Source organism: Planococcus maritimus (assembly GCF_001687625.2).
GTDB lineage: Bacteria > Bacillota > Bacilli > Bacillales_A > Planococcaceae > Planococcus > Planococcus maritimus.
The window spans coordinates 1,764,962-1,791,201 of record NZ_CP016538.2; the positions used below are offsets into that span (position 1 = coordinate 1,764,962).

Consider the following 26,240-nt stretch of genomic DNA (forward strand, 5'->3'; position numbering starts at 1 on the left):
AAGAGCCTCAACCTGCCTCGTATTCTTCCCACATTCGGTCAAATGTGGAAGCTCGGAGAACTGGATGCGCCTTTTCTTCAAGGTATTGAGAGACTTCCTGAAAATCGATGCTCGATTTAGGGAAGCTGTGATCCAAAAACATTGCCTCTGCAAATTGGGAATATTCATCCTGCACAAGCTTGCCTCGGTGTTTCAAGGCATATTGATAAAACGAGCGCTTCATAAGAGGCTCCTCCTTTCAGCAAAAAGCCCGGACCGCAGTCCAGGCTGTAAATTATTCGAATAGCTGCACATACTCGCTATAACCTTGTTGTTCCAATTGATCTTTCGGAACGAAACGCAAAGCTGCTGAGTTGATGCAATAACGTAAACCACCGAGTTCAGACGGCCCGTCTGGGAATAAATGTCCGAGATGTGAATCGGCAGAGGCAGAACGCACTTCTGTCCGTCTCATGCCATGGCTCGTATCGAAGTTTTCTTTCACTTCTTCGCCTTCGATCGGCTTGGCAAAACTTGGCCATCCGCAATGCGCATCGAACTTATCTTTCGAGCTGAACAAAGGTTTGCCCGAAACGATATCTACATAGATGCCTTCTTCGAAATGCTGGTCAAACTCACCTTGAAATGGCGGTTCCGTGCCATTCTCCTGCGTAACGTGATATTGCATTGGCGTTAATTTCGATTTCAACTCGTCTTTCATTTCGATTCCCCCCAATGATTTTGGATAAATGCTTTGCGGCCAGACCCTGTCGCGTAGCGGTTGTAGTGAGTAGGATTTTTTTGGTAATAATCCTGGTGGTAGGTTTCGGCCGGATAGAATTCCTTTGCTTCCAAAATATCCGTCGCAATCGGCTTATTGAATTTGCCGGATTGCTCTAATTGCTGCTTGGATTTTTCAGCAGCGATGCGTTGTTCTTCCGTCTGGTAATAAATGGCGGTTTTATAAGAATCACCACGATCGAAAAATTGGCCTCCTGCATCAGTCGGGTCAATTTGGGACCAAAATACTTCAAGTAATCGCTCATAAGGATAAATATCCGGTTGGAACGTGATTTCAACCGCCTCTCTATGGCCGGTCACATTCGTGCACACTTGTTCATAAGTCGGATTCGGCAAATCGCCGCCTGTATAACCGCTGACGACCGCTTCGATGCCATCGAGAGTATCAAAAGGCTGTACCATGCACCAAAAGCAGCCGCCGGCAAATGTCGCTTTTTCTGTCTTCATCTTACCCCTCCTCACATTATGGTTGAATCGTGACTAATAGACGGATGTCGTCTTCTTCCAGGTCAAACGAAGTCGCTCGTACTGAAACACCGCCGTTAATCGGAATATCCGTCAGACTTAACAAAACTTCTTCGTCTTTTGGCATTACTTCCATAAATTCTGGAAGGTCTACGGAGTCTCGAAGTAATTTTAACGCTGACTCCGGCGGAATGTCGAGCTGTCCGACTTCAACCGAGCGCTGTTCTAATAGCAAATTGCCATCGGGCAGCACGACCGGGTCAAACGTCAAGAGAATCGGCAAGGTTACGCCGAACACCGTCAATTCGGTCGATAAGCTAACATTGTCAGTCACTGAAAGCCGCAGTGGGATGGGCTGTCCTTCCATCGCGTCTGCAATATAGGTGTTCGCAATGCCTTCAAAATCGGCTTTGGTCGTATTGACAACAACCGTATTGCCTTCAGACGGCGGGCTTGACTCTGCCTGGTAGGCTTTAAAATCGTCGGATGGTGTCGTGATGAACAATAATAACCCAATGATGGCAAGTAAGTTCAACACCACTAAAACGAAGAAAGCTAAACGCCATTTTTTCATCTTTCCACCTCCTATTCCTGAAAGCTGATGCCGCAGTCCCCCATCGTTTCTGATACACGTTCAGCCATTAAGTCGTAGCCTTTGCTGTTCGGGTGGAAGAAATCGGTATGGTACACAAGATTGTCATTGCCAACAAATAAATCGCTGACAGGCACAAAGCAGGCGTGCGGGTCGTCTTCCAAGGTTTCTTCCATGACTCCATTATAGGAAGCGATAATTTCATCAAATTCTTTCACTTCGTCGGTAACCAATGAAAACGGATTATACAAGCCAATAACAATGAGCGGCGCAGATGGATTCAATGAACGGATGGATGCATAGATGGTCTCGAAGCGATTCTGGTAAAAAATCATCTCTTCGCTGAATGCGTCGACATTCAATGAAAATAAATCCCGTTTCACGATGCGCATGACGTCATTGCCGCCAATTGTCATAAAGATGTAATCGGAAGCGAGCAAGGGGCCCGATAGTTTGCCCTGCTGGAATAACGCCAGCAACTGATCGCTTCTCCTGCCGCGCTTTGCCGTGTTTTCCAAGGCAATACCCTCTACTCCCGGCCACTCCGCCATTTCAAGAGCCAGACGTCCAGCATAACCTCCCCGATTTTCTGTATCACCCACGCCTTGCGACAAGGAATCACCAAGAGCGGTAATGATAACGGTCTGTGGGATAAAATTCGGCGGGACCGTGTAAGGCGGAAACTCCACCGTTAATCGCGGAGCCGCTTCTTCTTTACCGAAATTGAACGTCGAAGCACATCCCGCAAGCACGATCGATAAAACGATGACAATATACAGGATGCGTTTCACGTCTGTCTCTCCTTCGCGAACATTTTCGTTTACCCCGTGTAATACATGAAACCGATGGCGCCGATTCCGGTATGCGTCGAAATGACTGGAGTTGTAAAATCATAGCGGATATCGGTAAAGCCAGTTTCTTTGATTTTTTCACGCAATGGCTCAGCCATTGCTTGGCCGTTCGCCTGGGCGATGCCGACCCCTTTAACGACTTTGCCTTTAGTGCGTTCGGCAAAATCTTTCACCAAATAATCGACCACTTGCTTATGGCTGCGCATTTTCGCGACAGGCGTATATTCGCCGTCATCCAGCGAAGCAATCGGCTTGATCTTCAGAAATGAGCCAATCATTGCACGGCCTTTGCCAATGCGTCCGCCCTTGACCAAATTATCGAGCGTGTCGACTACGACATACAATTTCGTGCTGCGACGCACTTGTTCAACGCGTTCGACGATTTCTTCCAATGATTTGCCGTCCATTGCCATCTGTGCGGCTTCAAACACCTGGAACGTCAAAGCATGGGAGATATAGCGAGAATCGATGACCGTGACATCGCTGTCCGTCAGTTCAGCTGCTGTGCGCGCCGATTCCACCGTCCCGCTCATGCCGCCAGTCATATGGATGGAAATGATTTGGCTTCCGTCCTTGCCGAGCTCGTCATACAGTTCTTTGAAAACGCCCGGAGCTGGCTGGGAACTCTTCGGGAATTCATCGGACTCTTTCATGAGTTTCAAGAAAGCTTCCGGCTCCAAATCGACGCGGTCCAGATACGTGTTGCCTCCGATCTGGATCGACAAGGGAACGACGTGAAGCCCGTATGCTGCTATTTCTTCTGCCTTCAAATCAGCAGTCGAATCCGTTACAATGTGAATTTTCGACATTCGATCACTTCCATTTCATCTACTAATGAGTATTGCTTTGTGAAAAATTTACTGAATTGTATCTAAAGCTTGTTCAATGCGTTCTTTTACCACTTGCGCCGCTTTCACGCCCGCCGACTCCAATTGTTCCGGCGTAAACGGCTCCAGTACTTGGACCGTCACGCGGGCAGGGCGAATCTGGTTATTATTGTCTTCCATAATGCGGGACGTGCCTTCAATCGCGATCGGCACGACCGGCACGGCCGCGTCTTTCGCAATGCGCATAAAGCCGGCTTTGAAGTCTTTAAGCCCCTGGCCTTTGCTTCTTGTGCCTTCCGGAAAAATTAGAATGGAATGACCTTCACGCAATTTCTCGATTGTATCGGTGACGGATTTGAAAGCACTTCGGCGGTCCGTCCGGTCGAGGAAAACGCAGTTCATCTCTTCCATATAAGACGGAATGATGGGGAATTTTTTCACTTCTTCTTTGGAGATAAAGCCGAACGGTTTCGGAATCGATGACAACAATACCGGAATGTCAAAATTGCCTTCATGGTTGCTGACAAATAAGACCGGCCCCTCCGGTAAATGTTCGAGCCCGCTAACCTCAACATGGCTACCGGTACGCTTCATGATGCCTGACGCCCATTTTTGGGGCTCGCTATGAATGAGCCGGCTGTAATCCTGTTGGCTCATTCCTGCCTTGCGCTTTTTGAATTTCGCCAAATTGGCGGCAGCTACCGGCAAATAGCCGAATAGATAGGAAAAAGTTCTCGCCGACTTAATCACGTGTTTGTCCTCCTGAACGCTCATACACTAAATAACTGTACGGGATATCGTTTGAATAGTGGCGTTCAGACTCCGATACTAACTTCCATTCCCTTCCGTATTCAGGAAAAAACGTATCTCCTTCGAATGCTTGGTGAACTAACGTAATGTAGAGCCTGTCTGCCACCTTCAAGGCTTCCCGGAAGATCTGCTCGCCGCCGATGACCATGACTTCCTCATGCTGCTCTCTGGCCAACTCAATCGCATCACTCAAGTTATGCGTAATATCTGCACCTTGTGCCGTATACTGCGTATTGCGCGTCACGACCACATTGCGCCGCTTTGGCAAAGGGCGGCCGATTGACTCGAATGTATTACGGCCCATTACCATGCCTTTGCCGATGGTGTGTTTTTTAAAATAAGCCAAATCCCCGGGAATATGCCAAGGCAATTGATTGTCCTTGCCAATCACGTGATTTGGGTCATGCGCTACCATTAATGAAATCATCGTTTCTCCTCCTTGGCCGTTAAACTGCAACAGGCGCTTTGATCCGCGGATGCGGGTCATAGCCCTCGATTTGTATGTCTTCCATGTTCATGTCGAACATCGATTTGCCTTCTGTCAATTTCAATGACGGCAAAGCTTTCGGTTCTCTGCCCAATTGCTCCTGCACTTGCTCTAAATGGTTCACATAGAGATGCGTATCGCCTGTTGTATGGATAAACTCTCCTGGCTCTAGCCCGCATTCCTTGGCGACCAGATGCGTCAATAATGCGTAGGACGCGATATTGAACGGCACGCCGAGAAAGACGTCTGCACTTCTTTGGTAGAGCTGGCACGATAATTTACCGTCTGCTACATAAAACTGGAACATGATGTGGCAAGGCGGAAGCGCCATGTCATCGATGAATTCCGGATTCCATGCCGTCACCAAATGGCGGCGCGAGTCTGGGTTGTTCTTGATCGATTCGACGACATTTTTCAGCTGGTCGATCTGGCCTCCATCAGTCGCTGCCCACGATCGCCATTGCTTGCCGTAAACTGGCCCAAGATCTCCGTATTTATTTGCAAACTCATTATCCGCCAATACTTTTTCCTGGAACGACGTCATTTGCTCTTTATACAGTTCCGCAAATTCCGGATCGCGTTGTGCCCGGCGGCCAAAATCCTTCATGTCCGGCCCGTCGTATTCATCGCTCTCGACCCATTGGGCAAATGCCCACTCGTCCCAAATGTGGTTATTATCCTTCAATAAGGTCTGGACATTCGTATCGCCTTTGATGAACCACAACAGTTCTGAGACGATCAGGCGAAACGCCGTTTTCTTAGTAGTCATGAGCGGGAAGCCTTCCGCTAGGTCAAAACGCATTTGATGACCGAATACGCTAAGCGTGCCGGTTCCTGTACGGTCTTCTTTCTTGGCTCCTTGATCTAGGATATGTTCACACAACGCTAAATATTGTTTCATGCAATTCCCTCCATTATTAGTAACATCATAACAAAAACATCTCGTATAAGAAAAACTTTAAGAATACCATATGTCTAGAAGCAAGTGGGCGCATGAAAAAAAAACCGTTATGATGATAACGGTTTCAGGAAAGCCATTTAGGCGGAGTATTTTTGGACCAGTAGATATCCCCGATGCTGATGTGTCTCTGGTACTCGTCGCTTGCCAAATGGTAATGGAAATTGAACGAATAGCCTTCGAGCGGTTTTTTCTCTGTGCGCACATGGAAGCGGATTTCATCTTGCCCGCTATCTTTGTCGTAAACATGGAAAATTTTCTCGGCATGGTCGCCGGATGGTTTTTCGGAAATCGTCAAATTACGCAATCTGTCTTTGTCGTATGCAGCCAGTTCCGTGTCGATGACGTTCTGGATCGTCGGCAAAATGCGCGTACGGAATTCCGAATCGATCACTGGCCCGATGCGCGAGCCGAATTTTATGTAAGACTGCTCTTCAGCAGCTTGGCGGAAATCGGCTAAAATTGAATCCGTCGTTACATAATATTCTTCTGGGTCAATCCATTCAATTGTGTACTGTTTCGTATCACCTTGGCTTGCATGTGATTTCGGCTCCCCTTTTTCATCGAGCAAGGATTCCCAAATCATATGGTTCGGTGTAATGGCGCCCAGTGTCAGGACCGCTACTACGACCATCAAGGATTTTTGCCACCAGCTTTTCACATTCATCACCTTCAATTTTGAACATTTTGTCAAGCTTACTATTGTAATAAACGATTTTTGAGTGGAAAGGTTTCATCTTCTTCCAATTCATTGTACAATAAAGCCAGTAAGTATGCCTTGTTTTTTTCAAAAAGGAGGAATTTTCATGGACGCGTCATTATTGATTGGATTGGGTCTATTGTTTATGCTTGTGTATTTGACTTCACTATCCATTACAGACTAAAAAAATCTCCCTTTTTGGGAGATTTTTTTATTTACTCTTATTCATTTGTATGACGCCGAAATGGAATTTTGTATTTGGTCGCACACGACGCTTGAAGCCAAACGTTTCAAAGTCAGCCGAGCGGAAGTGTGCTTTTAAGACGACGCTTTTCCTTGCCACGCGCTCTGCTTCCGCTACCCATTCCTCGGTTAATTGGCCATGGTCCGCGTTGTTCCGAAGCGGCGCGAAGTTTGACGCTTCGACAATCTGTTCCGTGAACATCGGATCCATATAAACGACATCGAAGGAATCGTCATCGAGCGCCTTCAAATAATCGACCGCATTTTGCGGGACGACTTGAATGCGCTTCATCGAATCGTGCAGTTTCGGCATGTCCTGATAATCTTTCAAGCCTGTATGGATGATATGGGCAATGACCGGGTCGCTTTCACAGCCAACCACTCTTCCGGTGTCCCCAACGACAATCGAAGCAATGAGCGCATCACTCGCCAGGCCGAGTGTGCAATCGAGGAATGCGTCTCCCGGCTCGAGCCCTGACACTTCAACGAGTGGATCATTTTCTAACGGCCGCTTCGAACGAAATGCCGCCGAATTGGGATGAAAAAAGAACGGCTCGCTTTGTCCGACTGGATAAAGCTCGAGCCGTTCTTTTTTGCAGACGAGAATGTCCGCCGCTAGTTCTTCGTGCAATTTGTAGATCGGCCGCTTATTGCGCTCGACTGCCTGCAGGCCAAGAAGCTGCGCCGTCTCTTGTGCACAGCGCTTGGTCGCATCCGTCGGCCGGTAAGCGGTCGTAACGATCGTCTTCACTGCGCTGCTTCCTCGATCGCTTGTTTCACGGCATCACGCACTTGTTCCATCTCATAGCCTTCGATTTCTTCGCGCGGAATGAAATGCGCAAGCTGGCCGTCTTTTATGACCGCGATCGAAGGAGACGATGGTGGCACTTCCTCGAAGAACTGGCGCATCTGCGCTGTCGCTTCCTTGTCCTGTCCTGCAAATACTGTTACCAAATGATCTGGCTTGTGCTCAGCCAATTCCACCGCTTCGCGCACTGCCGGGCGTGCAAGCCCTGCGGCGCATCCGCAGATTGAGTTAATGATCACGAGACTCACACCTTGTGAGTTGCTCATATGTTCGTTGACATCTTCTGCCGTCGTTAGCTCCGTAAATCCGGATTCTGTCAGTTCTTTGCGCATTGGGACAACAATGCCTTTCATGTACTCATCGTATGCGTTCATCTATCTCCCTGCTTTCTAAGTTTTATATTTCCGCCTGATTTAAAGGTCTTATTATCGTTCATTCTAACGCAATTTAGTTTAATTTCATATCTTGCGGATTAAAATATGAACTTTTTGTTAGTATTTCAGTATTTGGTTTCTATATATTAAAAATAAGTCTGTCTATTCCTCATTTTAAAACTAGTACATAGAAATTATGCACTCTTTCACTCGAAATTTAACCTAAAAAGTAAGTTGCCGACATCTTAATTGCCAAGCTTTTAAGAACTTCGAAAGGGATTGAACCACCCTTCTCTTTAACGGATTGTTTCACACGGTTCCACACCGTGTCATTCTTAATTGCTGCCAAAAACTCTTGCCCATCCCATGTTAAAGAACTGAATAGCCAGGTCATGTTATCACCTACAGCGAAACGCGAAACTTTTATATAACCAGCCTGTTCTAACAGCTTTAAATGATACTTCGCAACTTTTTCATCGATAGATGGCGGAAGCTTGAGCTCTTGACTATCATCCTCTTGTGCCTCGATTAATAGCAACAGCTCTCTCACTAAATCCATGTCTCTTTTCATCAAACTTCTCCTCTTTCTAGTGTTGTATTTCGAGAAAAGACTTTGAGATCCTACATCGAAAAAGAGAGCCACTTTGGCCGGCTCTCCCTTAGCATTAACCCTTACTAAATTTATTTTATTAAGTCTTCCGACATCTTAATAAACCTTTCAAAACTATCAAATAAAAAATTGTACGGTACAATTTTTGTATGACTCGGAAGTCTTTGTTTTAATTTATTAAAATCGTCAATTTCTTCTTCTGATACTCTACCAATTATTCCAATAGCACTTGGATACTTAATATCTACTCCATAAGTTTCTTTGTAATGATCTGCCTGAGACTTATCACTAAAATACTCTACATAGTCTTCTAACTGGCTAATTAAAAGATGTACCGTCGACCTTAAAGTCGTTCTTTCTTTTCCTGAGTTTCTTATGATGCTCTTATTGGCTTTTTTGTAGTCAACTATTTTCCAGTTGTAATCTTCATTACAAAAAGCCACTAAATCGGGTATAAACTCTTTTGGGTTATCATCATGGATGTCCTTCATGGGCTTCGCGTGTAAAAAAGTCTCAGGGACTAACGACAGACCAACCCGTAAAATGATTGGGTTCTCTTCAATGAATTTATCAATCTTTAACTCACCAATACTCTCGTCAAAGAATAATGTGACCATTCTATCCCTTACTGCCTTTAAGTCAAGAACATACTCACCTTTTTTCTCATCTTGAATCTCATATTCAAAGTAAACACTAGTCAAATTAGCAACGTAAGAATTGATATCTTGATAAATCTCCAAAAATCTTTTGTAGGAAACAATCAAACCATATTCGATATCTATTTCACTAAAAGGCGGTGCATCGACAGTGAAGTTGGTGATAAACACTTCAATTTCTTCACCAGAAACCTTAAAAGGTCTCATTTCCTTTACTGAACCGCCGCTTAACGTGACATTACTATTCTTTATATTAAAGCCTACTTGTTGTTTACCTTTCCAGGCACCGAGGGGATCGAAAATGTTGGAGACATCACCATCTACCTTAGTTGCTCGAAAGTTAAATTTATTACCTTTGTTAAATCTGAGCATTACATGTTTTGTATCGTCAGAATAAGCAGCATGAACATTGACATTATCTATAGTTAAAATATCCGGTATGCTTTTATATAAATCGCTTTTAGCATTTTCTTCGAGATAATCTTTTGTTTCAACAAATCTATCGTGAAACTTTAAAGCAAATTTTTTTAATATATCTTCATTGATTTCTTGCATGAATTCTCCCCCTTATATAGTAATTGTATTCTACATTAGGAAGGATATTCCTGTATTCAGTCATAAAACTCATCCCGCTATTTAGCGAAATTTCTTTCACTTGCGTCGGGGCTGCAATACAGCCGGTACTTTCGAGATCGTTATTTCTCCAAAGTCACACGTTGTGTTATCAACATCGCCATCATCATTTCACCTCCCGTCAAAAAGATTAGTAATTTGGGTATCACTCGTACATCAGCTTTTTCATTTCCACCAAGCATTTTTCTATGAAGCTAGCGTGCTCCCCGGACGTCCTGACTTGCGCTAGATGGATTACGACTTCGGATGTGGTGGCGAGTTGTGACTCAGGTGCTACTCAGCCCTTTATCCAGTGGAAACACGTTGGGGGTGATAGCGATACAGCATCAGAGACTTATTGACTTCGAATAGACGGGAAATGACTTGTTCTGAATTCGCCGACTTGGTCTGCTCGAAGATGGAAAGCTCTAGCATATTGTCTACTTTCCGAACGCCGTTTCAGTTCATTGGAAGTCACATCGACAACTGCACGAAGAAGTACGCAACGTCCAAGGACTTCTCAGAACCATGCCTGTCCTTGCAGACGATATTTAATAAGTCGCTGGACGTCGTAGCTTTCTAAACTGGATGAAACGCCGTAGTAATGAATTGGGATAGCTTATGAACTATTATCTTCACCACCGATATCGTCCAGGAAAGTTACGTCCCCCCCTCATGGTTTACCTTTTCCTTGAACATGTCTAGATGCTTGCTAATCAGTTCGATTGCTTTGTTTGCACCGCTGCTATCAAATTAGTATTCGCCTATCAGAACTAGTCGCTGTTCCACATAATCAAATTCCATCATAGTCTCTTGTTGCATTGCTCAGTTTGATATATCCATCAAGCGTTTCAGCACCCAGTAAGCATCAAGTTCCAATCGGTCAGCTCGCGTTTTCTTTATTTCCTCTATACGCGCGCGGATGTTACCTTGTGCTAGAAACTTGGCTGCTGTAGTACTTGCTGTTTTTTCACTGTACCCTGCACGAATCGCCGCCTGAGTGCCATTTAGGTCCACTAGGTATTCATCGATAAATATTTGCTGCTTCGCTGTAAACTTTACCATATATTACTAACTTTCGGTCTAATTTCCTTATTATGACATCGAAATCGATTGTTAGACCTTGTATTTCGCCCATAATCGGTGGGGCTGTGGAGGGATTTACCGGTTGCCCTGCATCCCCTCTTTTATTCTCCCCTTCATAATTACCGACTTTGTACGGCAGACTGTACGGCAAGTGTACATGTTGAGTTAAACGGAAAGCTGAAAACGCTCTCTGACTTTCTTTTTAGCTCGGTCGATATAACTTTCAGCTGTAGATCGTCCTACTCCTATTTCTTCCGCAACCATTCTGATGCTAAGCTTCGCAGCCTCATGCAAGATATAACATTGCCGTTCACGCAGCGATAACGACGCAAAATGTCAGCCAGAATAATCTTCTCTTCGGCCGTCATATACAATTGCTTAGGGCCTTCTTCCAACTGCTCAGTAATATCGGGGATGAAATCCATATTCGAGAAGGATTGATGTTGGTAGATGCTCTTCTTGTCGATACCTTTGAATGTTCCGGGCTGGCGTCCCGTCTCGAGCCATTCCATCGAGAAGTTCATGCTTTCAATCATGCTGTTGATCTGCTTGAGGTCCTGTTTGCTGTGAAAATCGTTGCGATCCAATCGGTCCCGACATCGCTCCAGGTCTTTTTTGTGAATGCCGTATTCGTGTAATAGTTCATCTGCCCATACTTTCATCGGTTGACCTCCTCTGATTTTGAAAATAAAAAAGAGGACACAAAACAGCAGTTAAGCTGTAATGTGTCCTCCAGTTGACTGGTGGGACTAATTATTTTGGTTTTCATACTTCTCTAATTGTTTTCGTAGATCTTCATTTTCAGTTATTAAATCTTTCGTAATTTTATCGATTTCGACCCTACTATTCTCTATACCTTGACTATTAGTTTCTAAATTCTCTTCGAATTTAGTGGTCATGTCTTTTATTTTTTGCAATTCTGCGAGTTGTTTTTGAGTTTCAAGTTGAACTTGCACCAAATCGTTTCTTAAATTTTCCTGAAATTTCTTTTTATAATTATACGATCTTATTCCAACTACAACTAATACAAATCCAAGAGCTGATATAGTAAGGACATCAGAAAAAGGTTCAATCGCTGGAAAAACCTGTGGATACATTGATAGAATTACAGGTACATAAATTAAAGAAAGCACTCCAAAAACAAAACAAAATCCGTAAAAACAGAACCTTCTAAAGCTCATTTTGTCTTTAATGAGCAAGCCGTCAGATAGAGCTAACAAAAAACTTGAAAGTGTTGCTCCGAAAATAAATTCTCTCGGAATTGAACTCCAAGCACTAATTGCTGGCAAGAAAAACAATGAAAGTCCGATGAAAACTATAATTAAGTCAGCGAATTGGTATGCGAAATGAGATTCTATGCTATTTTTTTTATTTTCACTTTGTTCATCGTGACTCAAAACTCTTCCCCCTAATCAAAACTTTCAAAAAGAAACATAAAACAGCAATTACGCTGCAATGTGTCTTTTAGTTGGGCTTGAATTTATAATTACTCATCATTTCCAACTCTATATTGTATCCTCGTTTTTAATTCAAGAATTCGCTGTGTGTTTCTTTCTATGTCTCTAATTCGGTTGCTATGAGCCTCGGGATCAATGTCTTTGTTAATCGTATCTACATCACTGATTATAATTACTATTGAATACAGTATTTCCTGTACATCTTCGTTTATAGGTATAGTTAGCATATCTGTATTTATACTCGCTAAAGATGCTTTCTCTGCTGATACATTTTGAATAGCGTCGTTAATTTCTTGGTTGAAATCTAATTCATGTATATTCAGCCCTCTTTCTTTTTCTTTAACTAAAAATCTAAGATGTTCTAAATGACTTACTAAACTTAGAAGATGCCGGTTCAGAATAGCGCTGCTTTTTTTTAGCTTTTCTTCTTTCGCTTCTAAATTCTTTGAACGATCATATTCAATCTGTTTATTCATAGCTGTCAAAGTACTTTTACCAGCGAAGTAAGCACCTAAAAATGCTCCTCCTAATGTTCCTACCACTTGTAATAACGTTTTAATATCTATAATTCTATTTAAATGGAATGTTTCTTGATACATATAAAAAATTAAGAAGAGAAAAAGGAATAAAAATAACCACGAGACCCAAAAATAAAAGTTAGCCCATTGTTTCAGAATTCTTCCCCCCTCATCAAAAAATTACATTATCGATAACTCTATTATATCCATTCCAAGAAATATTGTCTCCAAATTTTGTCACTTTTTAAATAAAAAAAAGGACACAAAACAGCGATTGTGCTGTTACTTGTCCTCGAGCTTGCTGGTGGGACTAAGTATTATATTTCAATAAAACTTTACCTAATTTTATTTTATGTTCATTTAACTTTCTTGAATTTTTTAGTAATTCTCCATACGCTGAGTCGATTTCATGACTATCTAATTTCTCTAGTGTTTCACTTAAACCATTCAGGGACTCGGCGCAATCATCAATCTTCATTAGAGACAGCAAAAAAACATAATATTTCTCATCCCACACTTCAGTTATATCAATACCTTTTAATATACCACGCTGTTTTTCAACTTCTTTTTTGGCAACATCAACGAGAATGTCATTCTCTATTATGTCATTCTCACTGTTAACTTTCACGAAATTTTCTTCTATCAGATCACTTATGGTGATTATTGAACTTATACGCGTAAAGAATAGATTTCCAACCCTTAAAAATTTGTCTGTTTCTCTTTTGGTTTCTTTTTTCTCTTGAGATTCTATTTGCCTTTCAACTGATTCGATGGCATATCTGCCTGCAGTTTTAGCACCGAAATATGCACCGAAAACTGTACCTAATACAGTCAGTATAGTCTTTATATCCAAAAAATCAGAGAAGTCAAATCTCTCTTCGTAAAAATAGTAAATTAGTATAAAAGAGAAAGTAATTGATACACAACTTATATAGAAGTATATGTTGTCTCTACGCCTCAAAACTCTTCCCCCTCATCAAAATTCACGCGCCTAACGCCTAACCTGCCCGTCGTGCGTCTTGGTACGTGTCTCAGCATGAGGTGGTAGCGTCCCGAGCTTGGCCTTGCCGTTCGAAAATAAATAACACATGGCTTCCTGGTAGTTCCATTATATCCAAAATCAGTTCACGTGTTTCCGAAATTTTGACATCTTGTAGCCGCATTGGACCCCTCCATCCTCTATCTCCTTAGTAACTAATCAGCACAACGACCCTCGGCGTCATACTGTACAACTTCTTCACCATCATGCTGACCACTTGGCTATCGTCCTGCCAAAGAATCTTCGAAAGCCCATCATTCACACTCTTCTCCAGATTATCGACGTACGGCTTTGTAGTCGGAAGCAATAACCCCGCCGCAATAAGCTCCTGTTTCGGACGCGTCTGATACTTCTTCGGTGTCGGCTGATAGAATGTCAGCTCCAAGTGTATCGGTCCCTGAATGAGCTCCTGTGGCTTGTGCTGTGATGCAATGAGCTTCACGTATTGTTTGAAGACCCGGGACTTTTCCGGATCGTAGAGAACCGTCTTGCCGGTGAAGCTTTTTCCGGCTCGAGGTCTGCCCTGGGCAACCAGCTCCCCAACTATTTCGCATACGATTCGGTTCATCAGTTCATTCCTCAATCAATCTGCAGCAGTCGATCATACTCATCGACCAGCCGCCGTTCTTCCATATCCTCAAAATAGCTTTCCGGCTTCCCTGTCAACACAGACAAAGAAGTAATCATCCCTTGGCAGTCCTCTTCGGTCATTGCTATCCCTACAGCTTTATGCAAGTCAGAGCAAATCGTTCGCCATCAATTTCAACGACCTGTACCTTTTATTTTTTGAGTTTCACAATTTTCACAAGATGATATTGGTCTACAGCACTTGATTAGAGAAATGCAAAAGCACACATCCCGAATATTTAACAAAATTTCAAGGTGATCACCACTATGTAAAGCACTAAAAAATTTTTGTAATCTGCTAAGCACTCTAGCAAGTTCTGATAAACTAAATCAAAAAGAGGTACTTTTTATGAAACCAAGAATTTCTGTCATTACTATTGGTGTGGATAACCTTGAGCGAGCGCTAGAATTTTACCGGAATGGTCTGGGCTTGCCAACAGAAGGAATAGTCGGGGAGGAGTTCGACAATGGAGCCGTCGCCTTTTTCGACCTTCAGCAAGGGCTGAAACTCGCCATTTGGAGACGTCAAGACATCGCCCATGAAACGAAAACAATGCTGTGCCTGCCAAGTCCTACAGAATTCACGCTTGGCCAAAATGGCAACAGCAAATCGGAAGTCGATGCGGTGATGGCGCAGGCCAAACAAGCTGGAGCCCTCATAACAGATCCGGCTCATGATACGTTTTGGGGCGGCTATTCCGGTCATTTTCAGGACCCGGACGGCCATTTGTGGGAAGTTGTCTGGAACCCTGCATGGGGAGAAGTGGATTAATTCCTGTTTAAATTAAAGGGGGATTGACATGAAATTACGAAATTTCATTTACGAGGCTTTTCTATTTCTGTTGGTAATCGTTTCCGTCACTATTGCACTGGTTTCCAATGAACGTTTCACTTTGGTTCATTGGATCATCTGGGGGATTTTCTTCGTTGATTATTTCATTCGCTTCTTTGCCGCTGAACACAAATGGACATTTATTAAATCCCACCCCTTGGAATTGTTTGCTATCATACCACTGGATGCGATTTATCAGGCAGCGCGCTTTTTCATGTTTTTCCGGATGTTGAAATTATGGGGCATCCTTCCTCGTTTTTTGAAGCCTGTTTATGCCGTCTTAAAAACGAATGGCTTGGAGAAGCTGCTGATTTTCGCGGTCATTTTGATTTTTCTCGTGCCGATTCCAATGATCCTAATCGAACCTCAGATCGTTAACTACACCGATGCCATCTGGTGGGCAGTCGTGACGGTTACGACTGTCGGATATGGCGACATCATCCCTGAAACCGGCATCGGCCGTTTATTTGCAGTTATCTTGATGTTTGTCGGAATCGGGATCATCGGTACATTCACTAGCGCCATTTCGGCTTATTTCGCCTCCCGCAGGCGGGCACTGGAAGAAGACCACGTGCTCGATATCGTCAATTCGATCAAAAAAATCGAAAAACTGACTGAAGAAGACCATCAGCTCATCCAGAACTATCTAAAGAAAAAAATGGAATGATAATCCTTTAAAAGCTTATGCCGCTATGCAAAAAAAGTCGGCCGCCTGTGAATTGCACAAGCGGCCGACTCTTTTTCGTAGTTACCTTTTATTTATTCTTATATTGCCCGTTGATATACGAAAGCATATCCCCGAAACTATCGTAATGGAACCAGTCATAGCGCATTTTCTGGTCCACTTCGCCTTCGTCGTCGATATGCATGGAATTGGCGCTCAGCTGCAGGATTTCGGTATCTTCCACATCTGTCGGTTCTTGTTCGAACGCATGATCAGCGAATTTTTTCTTCACCGACTCATAGAACCTGTCGCGCTCTTCTTCTTTTTCAAATTCCCACGATTCGTATTTGCCTCGGCAAAGAACTTCTATTGAATACACTTGTTTATTGTTCACCATTTTCTCTCCTCCAAGTAAAGCGTCGTATTGCTCTTTACCTCAAGGAAGCAGGCGGGAAACATTTGTTTCTTACTTATTGTCTTTCATCGTCTGGCGGGCTTCGGTCATTTGCTTCCATACCGAGCCACGCGCTTCTTCGCCTTGTTCGATGCGGGCAATTGCCATCTTGATCTGAAGCTTCACTTCGAACTCAGGGTCGTTTTCCGCATCTTTCAATGCCGGAAGCGCACTTTCTGTCCCGGTTTCATACAGGAACATCGCGGCACGCCAGCGCACGAGCTTGTTTTTATCTTTCAAGGTTTCGATCATGATCGGTTCAAACGCCACAAAGCCAAGGTCGCTGATCGTGTCACCTGCTGTGCGGCGGACTGCCCATGACTTGTCTCTCATCGCCTGTTCAGCGTACGGTACGACCGCTTCGTCATCGATGTCGCCGAGGTAGATGGCAGCTTGGCGGCGGATCGACATTTTGTCATCTTCCAATGCCTTGCCTAATAAAGGCAAATCCTCAAGATCCGCTTCAACCAATTGACCGAGCAATTGGAAGCGTGTCTCCCAGTCGGGTGCGTCAAATTCTTCTAACGACACTCGGCGTTTATTGATTTTGCCAGCCGCTTCATTCGATTCGGTTTTGCTGGTCAAGGATTCTAAGCGTTCATCCGGATAGGCCGCTTCGATTTCCTCGACGATGCTTTGGCCAATCTCCGCTTTCTCGCCGTAACGGACGCCGTAATCCGCCCATTTGCGTTGGAAAATGAAGTTTTCATCGGTTGGGTCCATGACTTTGTTCATCGCCTGCACAAACCGTTCCGGCATCGCGAAGCGCTCTTCCGATTGCGAATCGAACACTTTCACTTGCAGCGGAATGCCTTTGAACTCCTGGACATGGACGTATACTTCGCCGAAATGCTCATCGATCTCCAGTTCTTCCTCAGCGCCATTGCCTTCGCCGAAGACGCGTCGCACATCGGCGAGAATGCCTTCCCAATCGGATTTCGCGTTGCGTTCGACTGCGAGGAAATCCGCGACATGATAGACGCCTTTGACGCCATCAATTGCCATGATTTCCTGAACTTCTTTCGGTGCTCCTTCAAGCTGGTCTTTCTTGTAATTATGGCTTTTCCCGAACGGCAATTCCTGGTCGATGATCACTTTCATCGTATTCGGGCTTGGTGTCGGTTCAATCGCTAGTATTTTCAAGATAACCCCTCCTGTACAAATTACGCTTCTGCCAGTTCCTGCAAATAGCTCCACCGTTCGATCAATTCATCGTACTCAGCGGTGTAAGCATCGATTTGGTCGGTCAATTCCTGCAGTTTATCAAAATCAGACCCAGCTTTAGACATTTCTGCCTCGGTCTGTTCGATCTTCTCTTCCACTTCCGCGATTTTGTCGAGTATGCCGTCATATTCCTTTTTCTCGAGGAAACTCATTTTTTTCTTTTTTTCCAGTGCCTGCGGTGCAGGTTCAGCAGCGGGAGTGTCATTTGCCGCAGTAACAGCTTGCGGCTCAACTACCGGCTTCTTTTCTTTCAGCCAGTCGGTATAGAGTCCTTGATACTCGTCGACCGTGCCGCTGCCGAGCGTCCATAGCTTTTTCGCGATGCGGTCAAGGAAAAAGCGGTCGTGGGAAATGGTCAAGACGACACCTGGGAAGTTCTCCAAAAAGTCCTCTAAGACAGATAAAGTTTGGATATCCAAGTCGTTTGTCGGCTCATCCAGCATCAAAATATTCGGTTTTTCCATCAATAATTTCAGCAAGTACAAGCGCTTGCGCTCGCCTCCTGACAATTTGCCAATCAAGGTGCCATGGGCATTCGATGGAAACAGGAAGCGTTCGAGCATTTGAGTCGCAGACAGACGTACGCCTTTTTCCGCTTCGAAATCGCTCGAGACTTCCTGGATGTATTCGATCATGCGCTGGGACTCGTCCATTTCCGGCAAACGCTGCGTGAAATGCGCGATTTTGACGGTACTTCCGTAGTCCAAGGTGCCGCTTGTCGCTTCCAAATCACCAGCGATTAATTTCATCAATGTCGATTTCCCTGCGCCGTTCGGGCCGACGATGCCGATGCGGTCGCCACCTTGCAATAGAAAGTCGAACGAATGGAAAATCTCGCGGTCGCCGTAGGAAACGGCCAAATCTTCCCCTTCGATGATTTTCTTACCGAGTCGCTGACTTTGCATCGATAACTCCAGGCTTGTGTTATCGGACGTTGATTGAATGTCTTCCGATAATTGGTCAAAGCGCTGGATGCGTGCTTTTTGTTTCGTGCTGCGGGCTTTCGCGCCGCGGCGGATCCATTTCAGTTCCGAGCGGAAACGGTTGTGCATTTTTTGTTTGGTCGCTTCGGCCATTTCTTCTCTAACAGCTTTCGCTTCCAGATAATCGCCGTAATTCCCTTTATGCGTATACATCGTCTGGTCCGCCAGTTCAAAAATATGCGTCGAGACGGCATCGAGGAAGTAACGGTCATGCGTCACGAATAGCATGGCGCTGTTCATGCGTAGAAGCGTTTCCTGCAGCCATTCCGTAGAGCCTGCGTCCAAATGGTTGGTCGGCTCATCCAACAGAATTAAATCAGCCGGTTCGATCAAGGCTTTCGCAAGTGCTACGCGTTTGCGCTGGCCGCCGGACAATTCGCTGATCTGCTGGTCGTACATATCGATGCCAAGTTTGGTCAAGGCCGTTTTCGCCAAAGCGTTGATGTCCCAGGCATTTTCGCGTTCCATGCCTTCCTGGATTTTCATCAACTCTTCTTGCAATTGCTCAGACCCGGAGTCGGCGATCATGTTTTGCAGCGCTTTTTCGTATGAACGGTTGAGCGCAAGCAGCGGCGAGTCGCCGGAGAAAACCGTCTCGAGGACAGTCAAGGACTCGTCGAATTCAGGTTCTTGCATCAAATAGGTAATGCGGTATTTTTTCGGATGGTCCATTTCCATCGTGTCGGATTCAAGGTCTCCTGCTAGAATCGACAACAGCGTCGATTTGCCGGTTCCGTTAACACCGATCAAGCCGGCGCGCTCTCCCGGATACAAGGAAAATTCGACATTGGTGAAGAGGGTCTTGACCCCCACTGATTTGCTTAAGTTTGTTACGTGTAAGTGGCTCATTTTTTCCCATCCGTTTCGTTTTGTAGTTGCTCTAGAAAGGATAGCATAAATCGGTGGCGTTCTTCAGCCATTTGCTTTCCGCTATCGGTCACCATCAGCTCTTTTAACAGCAAAAGCTTTTCGTAAAAATGCGTCACGCTGCTCGTATCACCGTTCCGATACTCGCTTTCGGTCATTTGAGTGCGTGCTTGTTCGTCTCGGTCATACAATTTACGGCCTTTTGCCCCGCCGTATGCAAAAGTTCTCGCGATGCCGATCGCGCCGATGGCATCAAGGCGGTCGGCGTCTCTGACGATTCTGCCTTCAAGCGTTTCTGGCTCATCGTTCGTTCCCCCCTTAAAGGAAACGGTCCGGATGATCGAGCGGATCTCGCTGCGCTCGGTATCTGTCAACTCGAGCTTCTGAAGGATTTCTTGTTCCGGATCTTCTCCTGGTTTTTTGTATTTCGGATCAGAGACGTCATGCAATAGCACGGCAAGCTCGATCAATGCCTGGTCGCCGCCTTCTGCTTGCCCGATATGGCGAGCGTTTTCCAGTACCCGCTCGATGTGCTGCCAGTCGTGGCTAGCGTCAAACTGTTCATAGATGCGTTTTACTTGTACGCGGCAATCCGCGATGACTTGGGAATTCATGAATTCTCTCCTTTAAGGTGTCCTGATTCCATTATAACGTGAAAGAGGCTAAAACGCCGCCCTATCGCCGTATTGACCTTATATGCACCATCATGTATAGTTAAGCCATCCATTGGCACTTTAGCTGAGGGTTCGACAATCTGAATATTAGGGGGAAGGTCCATGCACCACGGAATTGTGAAATGGTTCAATTCAGAAAAAGGCTATGGCTTTATTGAATGTGACAACGGTGATGATGTTTTCGTCCATTTTACCGGTATCCAAGGTGATGGTTTTCGATCGTTGCAAGAAGGCGCAGCTGTCTCGTTCGATATTATCGACGGCAATCGCGGGCCACAAGCAGCAAACGTTGTGCAGGACCAACCGTAAAAATTGAAATAGCAAAAGACCCAGGAATTTTTCCTGGGTCTTCTTTTTATGCATTCACGACCATGTATAAGTCTGGCCCCAGCTTTCACGGGCTAGTTTTTCAACTTGCTCTACATCACTTTCTTCTACCATATACGTATCGCCTTGTTCGTAAGGATTGTAATGGAATGCATACATCCTCGCGACAAATTGGTGGAATGGCAAGGAAGATTCGCCTTCGAGTTCGCCGTTTCCAGTGACACTCGTTTCGATTCCCTGCCCCCAGTTCTGGCCGCTGTCATTGTTCGGGTTGTAGAAGTAAATGCGGTACTCCTCATCCGGGTCTTCCGCCACGCGCTGGATCGAAACTGCATGGAGACCCAGCAACTTGCCGTGCACATTGGTAATGTAAATGCCTACAGGGTTTGGATAAATCATTTCATAGCCTTCGTTGTACTCTGGATGATGCGTCGCATAGAACAAGCGGACGAACGCGTCATAATCTGTCACAAAGCCAGTTAGCGGATCGATGATATTGGCAAATCCGCGCGGGATCCATTCGCCATAGAACTCAGGGTTTACCCATTTATGGCCATCTTCGCCGCGCAGGAAAGTTTTCTTCATCATTTCGTTATAAATTTTATCCAAATGCGGAACGAGGACGCTCGACACCGGATCTAGTTCGTGATGGATCTCTGCCGCGACGCCGTCTTCAATGACATTCGAATGTACTTCCTCGCCTTCGAAGATCATGTCGATGTCGTTTTCACGCACTGCACGCGCGACGTAATCGAGCAGCTGGGAAATGCCGTGCTGCGCCCATAAGCTGATGGCACGCGCCGATTGGCAGGTTGGGTTCAAGCCTTGACCGATACCAAGCGGCTGGCCAAGAACCGAGATGACGCCCCCAATAAGGACACCATTTCCCGATAGCCCGCCTGTGCGGAATTCAGGGCGTAAAATCCGTTTTTTCACTTCCGGACGAATATCGATATCAAACAACCTGCGGATGCCCGGAATAATCGGATCCTGCGTCAATACGCCGCGGTCAAGCATGCGCGACAAACCATAAATGACACGGCTCGTCTGCGGGTAGACCGCAAAATGAATCATATCCTGCACCAGTTCCTGATTAGCGTTAAAGCTCGCTACGCCCATTTCGGATAAGTCCAAAAATTCCGGAATGAGTTCCGGTTTGCTTCTATTGATAAAGCGCAGGTAGATGGCCGCAATTGGTGCGACAAGACCTGTTTTGTTCATAGAAGCTGCATAGTCGTGGGCTTCCTGCTTGAGCGTTGCATCATCTGCGCTGACCAATTTTTTCCGGTAAGCTTTCAAGTCTGGTTCTTGTTCACTCAAGGGTGTAGGTGTAGTAACCGCTTTCTCAAAATATTGCAAGGTATCTTTTGTTTGGCCGTCGATGTCCTCGTCAACCATTTGTGTTGCCGCATCGATCATGGAGACGATGCGGTCCACCATGATTGGCCGCTGGACCGTCAGACGTTCGATTTCTCCCACGAGTTTTTGTGCTACTGCACGATAAGACAATTTGTCGCCCAGAAAACGGAAAAGGCGTTCGCCGCGCTCAAGATGCGCTCCGCCTCCTTCGACGCGGGCTTCCTCAGTCTCTGCCGGGAACAATAGATCCAAATTCAAAGCCAAGACTTCATTCAAAAAAGCGCTAGCTTCTTCCGGCGACACTTTTTCGTGTGTATAGTGGGCTTCTGAAATCGACAACATGCGCAATTCGCTCAATAGTTCGACCACCGAATTGACGCCTTTCAGATGAAGCGAACCGCCAACAAAGGCCGGTTCCAAGTTTTCTGCTTCCGCCCATGGGCCACCATTGAAGACGCCGGCTTTGTCGAAATTAGCCGCATGCTCATAAAGCATTGCCAATCCTTCGTCGGTCCCTGCCAGTTCTGTCGCCAGCTGGAATACTTCCGTCTGGTACATGCTTTTGGCAAACGGCTTTGCCTCTTCAAGCGTTCGAAGCGCTTGGCTGAATTTTTCATTTAAAGTTGATGCTTCAGTCGCCATTGATAGACCTCCAGATGTTTAATGGTAAAAATCGTAGTTCTCATAAGTTTTCAGCAATTCTTCCATCCGGTCGCTATCGTCGCCAAAAAAGAACAAGGTGCCGTAATGATTGCCGAAGCCGACGCGTTCCGCTACTTTGGACGTAACTGGGATGAACAAATCATGCTTTTCAAAATATGGGTTGTTTTTCAGTTCAGCTGGAATGTCCAATTTCTCGATCAAGCGGACACGCGGATACACCATTAGGCTGCCAGCATAGCCTTTGGCAGATGTAACTTCCTCTGGGAAGAATTCTTCCAATTGTTCTGGCGTCGTATCCGGGTCGCTGCACAGGATCTGCGCCTGGAAGGCATTAAATCCGTATGCGCGTTCGATCAAATCGAAAATGTGGCCGCCTGGTACACGCGCTGCCACTTCCCCGAAATTCAAGGTGCCATCATGGGATATAAAGTATTCCGGATGGATAACGCCGTATTTGATCTCGAACGAATCAATCAGTTTTTGAATCTGTTCTTTAATTTGTGGGCGCCATTCCTCAAGCGCTGGGGATGCTGGCACGAAATTGGAATGCCCGAGTTTAACGTATTCGGTGATATTGAGGAATTTGATTTCCCCGTTATGCACGAACACTTCACAAGAAAATTCCTGCCCGTCCAAATGGCTTTCCATCAAGTACGGGAATTCCTGTACTTCAATCTTGTCAATGTCATTCGCGTCTTGGATCATCATATGACCGACCGTGCCCGCTTTGTTCAACGGCTTAATATGGATCGGATCGTTGGTGTCTCCGTCTATTTTGATCAATGCATCATTGACGCGCTTCAAGAAGCGGTGGATGTCATCTTTCGAATAAGCTTCCTCGAAGACGCCGACTTTAATGCCCGACATTTGCGCTTTGCGTTTCATCAAGCCTTTATCGCGCAGCAATAAGGACCGGTTAAATACTCGGGGGTCATCGAAAAAGCGTGCGTTTAAGACTCCTGCCCACTCCACGGTTTCTTCGTATATCGGCACGGACAGTTTAACGCCCATTTCATCGAGCCGCTTGTACAACTCATCGGACCCTTCGTTCAACCGGTCGAAATCCCATGGGATAAAGTCAATCTCATGTTCTTTCGCAAAGCTGACGAAATCCGGTGGCCCGACTACAACATATGGCCTGTCCAATTTGTCCATCGCTTCAATCGCTGGAATGCTCCAGCCTAAAATAGCAGTCTTTTTTGGTATCGTGTTCTCTTCTGTCATAAATCTGCTCCTTTCTTTCACAATATTTTCAGTATACAGTTTATTATTACCTAATCAAATGGGGATAAACCTTAGCCTTGGTAACTGAGGAAAATTTCCACAAAAAAACCGTGACGGCAGAACTGGAAATTTCTGCTGTCACGGGAGTAGGATTTTATTTAGTACCTGTGCCAAATTTATTTAATTCTTGTCCCAAAAACTGCAATTGGGTACCGACCGTGCATTCACTGATGCAAAAGCGGTGCGCCGCTGTTTTCCCTTCGTCCTTGCGGAGTTGGGCTTTGACAAAGCAGCCTTCGCAATACGTATTGAGCATTTCATCTATTTCGTTGATGATGGATACTTTTTTCATTCGGGTCCCTCCGCAAAATGTCATTCTATTATTCTACTATGAATTTGTTTTTTTCTGCAACACTCGGTATACTGGCTTGGGACATTTTCGTCCTGTAGCGGTTCGAAACTTCCCGCTCTACCAAAACTAAGGAGGAAGCAGTTTGTTTAATGAATTTTTAGGGCTCGGCTTCGCCCTCTTCAATTTTGTGTTATTGCTCATCATGTATAAAGTATTTGGCAAAACCGGGCTTTTCGCCTGGGTCGCGTTCGCCACGATCCTAGCCAATATCCAAGTGACGAAAACGATCGAAATCATCGGATTAACCGCCACGCTCGGCAATAGTTTATATGCCTCGACATTCCTTGCGACCGATATCCTCAATGAAAAATACGGCAAGAAAGAAGCGAAAAAAGCGGTCTGGCTTGGATTTTCTTCCTTGCTGATTATGGTCATCACGATGCAATTCGGGCTTCAATTCATTCCGGCGGAAAGCGATTTTGCACACGACGCATTAGAGACAGTCTTCGGGCTGGTGCCGCAGATTGCCATCGCCAGCATGATTGCTTACCTGCTCGCTCAGCATATTGACGTCATCGTCTTTTCTGCTTTGCGGAAAATCTTTCCGAAAGACAATCAATTCTGGATTCGTAATAACGGCTCGACCTTGCTTAGCCAATTGATCGATACCTTGATCTTCACATCAATTGCCTTTTTTGGCGTCTTTCCGTTTGATGTCTGGATCCAGATTTTCATTTCGACTTACGTCTTAAAATTTATCGTCTCAGTCCTCGATACACCTTTTGGTTATCTTGCGAAGAAAATCACCCCACTCGATGAAAAGGAGGACGCGCGATGATTGAATTATTCGTCGATGCCTCTACTGCTGGAAACGTCAAGGTCAGTGCAGTCGGCGTGTTTTTGAGAGGTGAAGGCCATTCAATCAAATGGAGCGAATATATCGGTGAAATGGACAATCACCAGGCAGAATTCACGGCGCTCTTAAAAGGGCTTGAGCTCGCACGCCCGCTTGCGACCGGCATGGTGTCCATTAAATCGGATTCGAAACTCGTCGTCGATGCTTTTGAAAAGCGTTTCGTGAAAAATCCGGCTTATAAGAAACTACTTGATCAATCGATCTTGATTGCGGATGAATTCGATTATTGCTTCATCAAATGGATCCCGGATTCGCAGAATAAGGCAGCCCACACACTGGCCAACGACAAACTCAATGAGCATAAATGAAAAAGCAGCCGTTCCTTTGAACGGCTGCTTTTTTGGGACATGTCAGCTACAGCGAATTCTGATATGATAGGGACAGACTGATTTACTGGAGGCTATATATGAGATCGAAATTAGGAACAGCACTCGATATTTTTATCATCCTGATCGGCCCATTCATCATCTATGCCCGTATTGTGGAACTTATCCAAAACGGCATATCGCTCTACCCTTTGATATCTGTGATCATTGTCGGCCTTGCGCTCGCTTTCGCCGTTTATAATTTAGTTCAACTATTGAAAGAACGCCAAAACAGTACTTCCCGCAAAAAATAGCAGAAATGAGGATATCCCTTGAAAACGCTTTTACTGTATCTCGTTCCATTGGTCATTTATGCATTGATGAATAACCTGGTCAGCGACAGTTTCACTTGGCCACAGTACTTGATGCTGTTGTTCGCTTTTTTAGCGTTTCAGCTTGGTCGGTTACGCTATCCGAAAAACCAAATACCCCCAGCGGCAAAAGTGACCCAGGCCGTTTTTTATGTTTTGACGGTCGCCATTATTTTCCGAGATAAGTATCTCGACGCTGGGCTGGTCAATTTGATGATTGTTCTTGTCGCCGTGTTCGTCATCGTCGAATGGATTATTGCCAAACCACAACAAAAGACAACTGCGTAAACAAAAAACGCGAAGCTCCGGCATAGGGCTTCGCGTTTTTATATGCTTTCCTTTACAGCACATACCATAAGATGAACAGTACGACTGCAATGCTGATCCACGTAATGATGCGGACCAAATTTCGTTTTTTGCGCAGTTCTTCTTGTTCTTTTACGTCTTTTAGCAACGGCATGTTTTGCCCTCCTCGCTGTATTTCATTTCCCATCGCTTCCTGCTTCGATTATGATGAGTAAAAAG

Annotated in this window: 37 protein-coding genes; 7 read left to right on the forward strand and 30 right to left on the reverse strand. The window is 45.2% G+C overall.

Features of this window, described 5'->3' with window-relative positions; translation table 11 throughout:
• Positions 1–7: 7 nt before the first annotated feature.
• From BBI11_RS08870 to BBI11_RS16675, 23 genes are all read right to left on the reverse strand, one after another.
• Positions 8–223, reverse strand: coding sequence for a YozE family protein (locus BBI11_RS08870; RefSeq protein ID WP_068462503.1), 216 nt, complete (start codon positions 221–223; stop codon positions 8–10).
• A gap of 51 nt (positions 224–274) precedes the next feature.
• Complete coding sequence (gene msrB / locus BBI11_RS08875; protein WP_068462505.1) at positions 275–700, reverse strand: peptide-methionine (R)-S-oxide reductase MsrB; 426 nt, start codon at positions 698–700, stop codon at positions 275–277.
• Entirely contained in the window at positions 697–1,227 is a 531-nt protein-coding gene (gene msrA / locus BBI11_RS08880; protein ID WP_068462508.1) for a peptide-methionine (S)-S-oxide reductase MsrA, read from the reverse strand. Before msrA ends, msrB begins: the two co-directional genes overlap by 4 nt.
• Before the next feature lie 16 nt (positions 1,228–1,243).
• Positions 1,244–1,819 (reverse strand): YpmS family protein, encoded by a 576-nt coding sequence (locus BBI11_RS08885; protein WP_068462510.1) that lies wholly within the window; start codon positions 1,817–1,819, stop codon positions 1,244–1,246.
• Between the two features lie 11 nt (positions 1,820–1,830).
• Positions 1,831–2,628 (reverse strand): GDSL-type esterase/lipase family protein, encoded by a 798-nt coding sequence (locus BBI11_RS08890; RefSeq protein WP_068462511.1) that lies wholly within the window; start codon positions 2,626–2,628, stop codon positions 1,831–1,833.
• A 29-nt stretch (positions 2,629–2,657) separates the two neighbouring features.
• Positions 2,658–3,497: a DegV family protein gene (locus BBI11_RS08895; protein ID WP_068462514.1), complete on the reverse strand. Its 840-nt coding sequence runs from the start codon at positions 3,495–3,497 to the stop codon at positions 2,658–2,660.
• Between the two features lie 48 nt (positions 3,498–3,545).
• The gene (locus BBI11_RS08900) at positions 3,546–4,265 is read right to left on the reverse strand and encodes a lysophospholipid acyltransferase family protein (RefSeq protein WP_068462515.1); all 720 of its coding nucleotides are present in this window, start codon (positions 4,263–4,265) and stop codon (positions 3,546–3,548) included.
• On the reverse strand, positions 4,258–4,752 hold the full coding sequence (locus BBI11_RS08905; protein ID WP_068462517.1) for a dihydrofolate reductase: 495 nt from the start codon (positions 4,750–4,752) through the stop codon (positions 4,258–4,260). The genes BBI11_RS08900 and BBI11_RS08905 overlap by 8 nt, the downstream gene beginning before the upstream one ends.
• Positions 4,753–4,771: 19 nt before the next feature.
• Entirely contained in the window at positions 4,772–5,713 is a 942-nt protein-coding gene (locus tag BBI11_RS08910; protein WP_068462519.1) for a thymidylate synthase, read from the reverse strand.
• 124 nt (positions 5,714–5,837) lie between these two features.
• Positions 5,838–6,431, reverse strand: coding sequence for a YpjP family protein (locus BBI11_RS08915; RefSeq protein ID WP_068462520.1), 594 nt, complete (start codon positions 6,429–6,431; stop codon positions 5,838–5,840).
• 250 nt (positions 6,432–6,681) lie between these two features.
• Entirely contained in the window at positions 6,682–7,464 is a 783-nt protein-coding gene (locus BBI11_RS08920; RefSeq protein WP_068462522.1) for a class I SAM-dependent methyltransferase, read from the reverse strand.
• Entirely contained in the window at positions 7,461–7,895 is a 435-nt protein-coding gene (locus tag BBI11_RS08925) for a BrxA/BrxB family bacilliredoxin (protein ID WP_068462524.1), read from the reverse strand. Before BBI11_RS08925 ends, BBI11_RS08920 begins: the two co-directional genes overlap by 4 nt.
• A gap of 217 nt (positions 7,896–8,112) precedes the next feature.
• Positions 8,113–8,466, reverse strand: coding sequence for a DUF2513 domain-containing protein (locus BBI11_RS08930; RefSeq protein ID WP_068462526.1), 354 nt, complete (start codon positions 8,464–8,466; stop codon positions 8,113–8,115).
• A gap of 110 nt (positions 8,467–8,576) precedes the next feature.
• Entirely contained in the window at positions 8,577–9,716 is a 1,140-nt protein-coding gene (locus tag BBI11_RS08935; RefSeq protein ID WP_068462528.1) for a Shedu anti-phage system protein SduA domain-containing protein, read from the reverse strand.
• A gap of 363 nt (positions 9,717–10,079) precedes the next feature.
• On the reverse strand, positions 10,080–10,208 hold the full coding sequence (locus BBI11_RS16670; RefSeq protein WP_257785545.1) for a hypothetical protein: 129 nt from the start codon (positions 10,206–10,208) through the stop codon (positions 10,080–10,082).
• Positions 10,209–10,598: 390 nt separating this feature from the next.
• Positions 10,599–10,838: a terminase small subunit gene (locus BBI11_RS08940; RefSeq protein WP_068462531.1), complete on the reverse strand. Its 240-nt coding sequence runs from the start codon at positions 10,836–10,838 to the stop codon at positions 10,599–10,601.
• Positions 10,839–11,024: 186 nt separating this feature from the next.
• The gene (locus tag BBI11_RS16610; RefSeq protein WP_237150249.1) at positions 11,025–11,153 is read right to left on the reverse strand and encodes a hypothetical protein; all 129 of its coding nucleotides are present in this window, start codon (positions 11,151–11,153) and stop codon (positions 11,025–11,027) included.
• Complete coding sequence (locus BBI11_RS08945) at positions 11,105–11,521, reverse strand: RNA polymerase subunit sigma-70 (RefSeq protein ID WP_237150250.1); 417 nt, start codon at positions 11,519–11,521, stop codon at positions 11,105–11,107. Before BBI11_RS08945 ends, BBI11_RS16610 begins: the two co-directional genes overlap by 49 nt.
• An 87-nt stretch (positions 11,522–11,608) precedes the next feature.
• Positions 11,609–12,256 (reverse strand): GAS domain-containing protein, encoded by a 648-nt coding sequence (locus tag BBI11_RS08950; protein WP_068462533.1) that lies wholly within the window; start codon positions 12,254–12,256, stop codon positions 11,609–11,611.
• An 89-nt stretch (positions 12,257–12,345) separates the two neighbouring features.
• Positions 12,346–12,858: a hypothetical protein gene (locus BBI11_RS08955; RefSeq protein ID WP_167358154.1), complete on the reverse strand. Its 513-nt coding sequence runs from the start codon at positions 12,856–12,858 to the stop codon at positions 12,346–12,348.
• Between the two features lie 286 nt (positions 12,859–13,144).
• A complete protein-coding gene (locus BBI11_RS08960; RefSeq protein ID WP_068462537.1) occupies positions 13,145–13,795 on the reverse strand; it encodes a hypothetical protein in 651 nt (216 codons plus the stop codon).
• Positions 13,796–14,021: 226 nt separating this feature from the next.
• Positions 14,022–14,441, reverse strand: coding sequence for a RusA family crossover junction endodeoxyribonuclease (locus BBI11_RS08965; protein WP_068462540.1), 420 nt, complete (start codon positions 14,439–14,441; stop codon positions 14,022–14,024).
• 11 nt (positions 14,442–14,452) lie between these two features.
• Complete coding sequence (locus BBI11_RS16675) at positions 14,453–14,584, reverse strand: hypothetical protein (protein WP_257785546.1); 132 nt, start codon at positions 14,582–14,584, stop codon at positions 14,453–14,455.
• A gap of 265 nt (positions 14,585–14,849) precedes the next feature.
• On the opposite strand from BBI11_RS16675, the gene BBI11_RS08970 reads away from it, so the two are divergent.
• A complete protein-coding gene (locus BBI11_RS08970; protein WP_068462542.1) occupies positions 14,850–15,272 on the forward strand; it encodes a VOC family protein in 423 nt (140 codons plus the stop codon).
• Positions 15,273–15,300: 28 nt separating this feature from the next.
• Positions 15,301–15,999, forward strand: coding sequence for a potassium channel family protein (locus BBI11_RS08975; RefSeq protein ID WP_068462544.1), 699 nt, complete (start codon positions 15,301–15,303; stop codon positions 15,997–15,999).
• Positions 16,000–16,087: 88 nt separating this feature from the next.
• On the opposite strand, the gene BBI11_RS08980 is transcribed toward BBI11_RS08975, so the two are convergent.
• The 4 genes from BBI11_RS08980 to BBI11_RS08995 all read right to left on the reverse strand — a co-directional run bounded on the left by BBI11_RS08980 (position 16,088) and on the right by BBI11_RS08995 (position 20,138).
• Positions 16,088–16,393: a hypothetical protein gene (locus BBI11_RS08980; protein WP_068462546.1), complete on the reverse strand. Its 306-nt coding sequence runs from the start codon at positions 16,391–16,393 to the stop codon at positions 16,088–16,090.
• 69 nt (positions 16,394–16,462) lie between these two features.
• The gene (locus tag BBI11_RS08985; RefSeq protein WP_068462548.1) at positions 16,463–17,593 is read right to left on the reverse strand and encodes a conserved virulence factor C family protein; all 1,131 of its coding nucleotides are present in this window, start codon (positions 17,591–17,593) and stop codon (positions 16,463–16,465) included.
• A gap of 20 nt (positions 17,594–17,613) precedes the next feature.
• Positions 17,614–19,506, reverse strand: coding sequence for an ABC-F family ATP-binding cassette domain-containing protein (locus BBI11_RS08990; RefSeq protein WP_068462550.1), 1,893 nt, complete (start codon positions 19,504–19,506; stop codon positions 17,614–17,616).
• Positions 19,503–20,138, reverse strand: a complete 636-nt coding sequence (locus tag BBI11_RS08995) for an HD domain-containing protein (protein WP_068462552.1) — start codon at positions 20,136–20,138, stop codon at positions 19,503–19,505. Before BBI11_RS08995 ends, BBI11_RS08990 begins: the two co-directional genes overlap by 4 nt.
• Positions 20,139–20,300: 162 nt before the next feature.
• On the opposite strand from BBI11_RS08995, the gene BBI11_RS09000 reads away from it, so the two are divergent.
• Complete coding sequence (locus BBI11_RS09000; protein ID WP_058380613.1) at positions 20,301–20,507, forward strand: cold-shock protein; 207 nt, start codon at positions 20,301–20,303, stop codon at positions 20,505–20,507.
• Positions 20,508–20,561: 54 nt separating this feature from the next.
• On the opposite strand, the gene BBI11_RS09005 is transcribed toward BBI11_RS09000, so the two are convergent.
• From BBI11_RS09005 to BBI11_RS09015, 3 genes are all read right to left on the reverse strand, one after another.
• Entirely contained in the window at positions 20,562–22,526 is a 1,965-nt protein-coding gene (locus BBI11_RS09005; RefSeq protein WP_068462554.1) for a hypothetical protein, read from the reverse strand.
• An 18-nt stretch (positions 22,527–22,544) separates the two neighbouring features.
• The gene (locus BBI11_RS09010; protein ID WP_068462555.1) at positions 22,545–23,771 is read right to left on the reverse strand and encodes an ATP-grasp domain-containing protein; all 1,227 of its coding nucleotides are present in this window, start codon (positions 23,769–23,771) and stop codon (positions 22,545–22,547) included.
• 154 nt (positions 23,772–23,925) lie between these two features.
• The gene (locus BBI11_RS09015) at positions 23,926–24,123 is read right to left on the reverse strand and encodes a zinc-finger domain-containing protein (protein ID WP_068462557.1); all 198 of its coding nucleotides are present in this window, start codon (positions 24,121–24,123) and stop codon (positions 23,926–23,928) included.
• 142 nt (positions 24,124–24,265) lie between these two features.
• Here BBI11_RS09015 and BBI11_RS09020 point away from each other — a divergent pair, with 142 nt between their 5' ends.
• From BBI11_RS09020 to BBI11_RS09035, 4 genes are all read left to right on the forward strand, one after another.
• Positions 24,266–24,961: a queuosine precursor transporter gene (locus BBI11_RS09020; protein WP_068462559.1), complete on the forward strand. Its 696-nt coding sequence runs from the start codon at positions 24,266–24,268 to the stop codon at positions 24,959–24,961.
• Positions 24,958–25,347 (forward strand): ribonuclease HI family protein, encoded by a 390-nt coding sequence (locus BBI11_RS09025; RefSeq protein WP_068462560.1) that lies wholly within the window; start codon positions 24,958–24,960, stop codon positions 25,345–25,347. The genes BBI11_RS09020 and BBI11_RS09025 overlap by 4 nt, the downstream gene beginning before the upstream one ends.
• Before the next feature lie 98 nt (positions 25,348–25,445).
• Complete coding sequence (locus tag BBI11_RS09030; RefSeq protein WP_068462562.1) at positions 25,446–25,658, forward strand: hypothetical protein; 213 nt, start codon at positions 25,446–25,448, stop codon at positions 25,656–25,658.
• Positions 25,659–25,676: 18 nt separating this feature from the next.
• Positions 25,677–26,003: a hypothetical protein gene (locus tag BBI11_RS09035; RefSeq protein WP_068462564.1), complete on the forward strand. Its 327-nt coding sequence runs from the start codon at positions 25,677–25,679 to the stop codon at positions 26,001–26,003.
• Positions 26,004–26,240 lie beyond the last annotated feature (237 nt).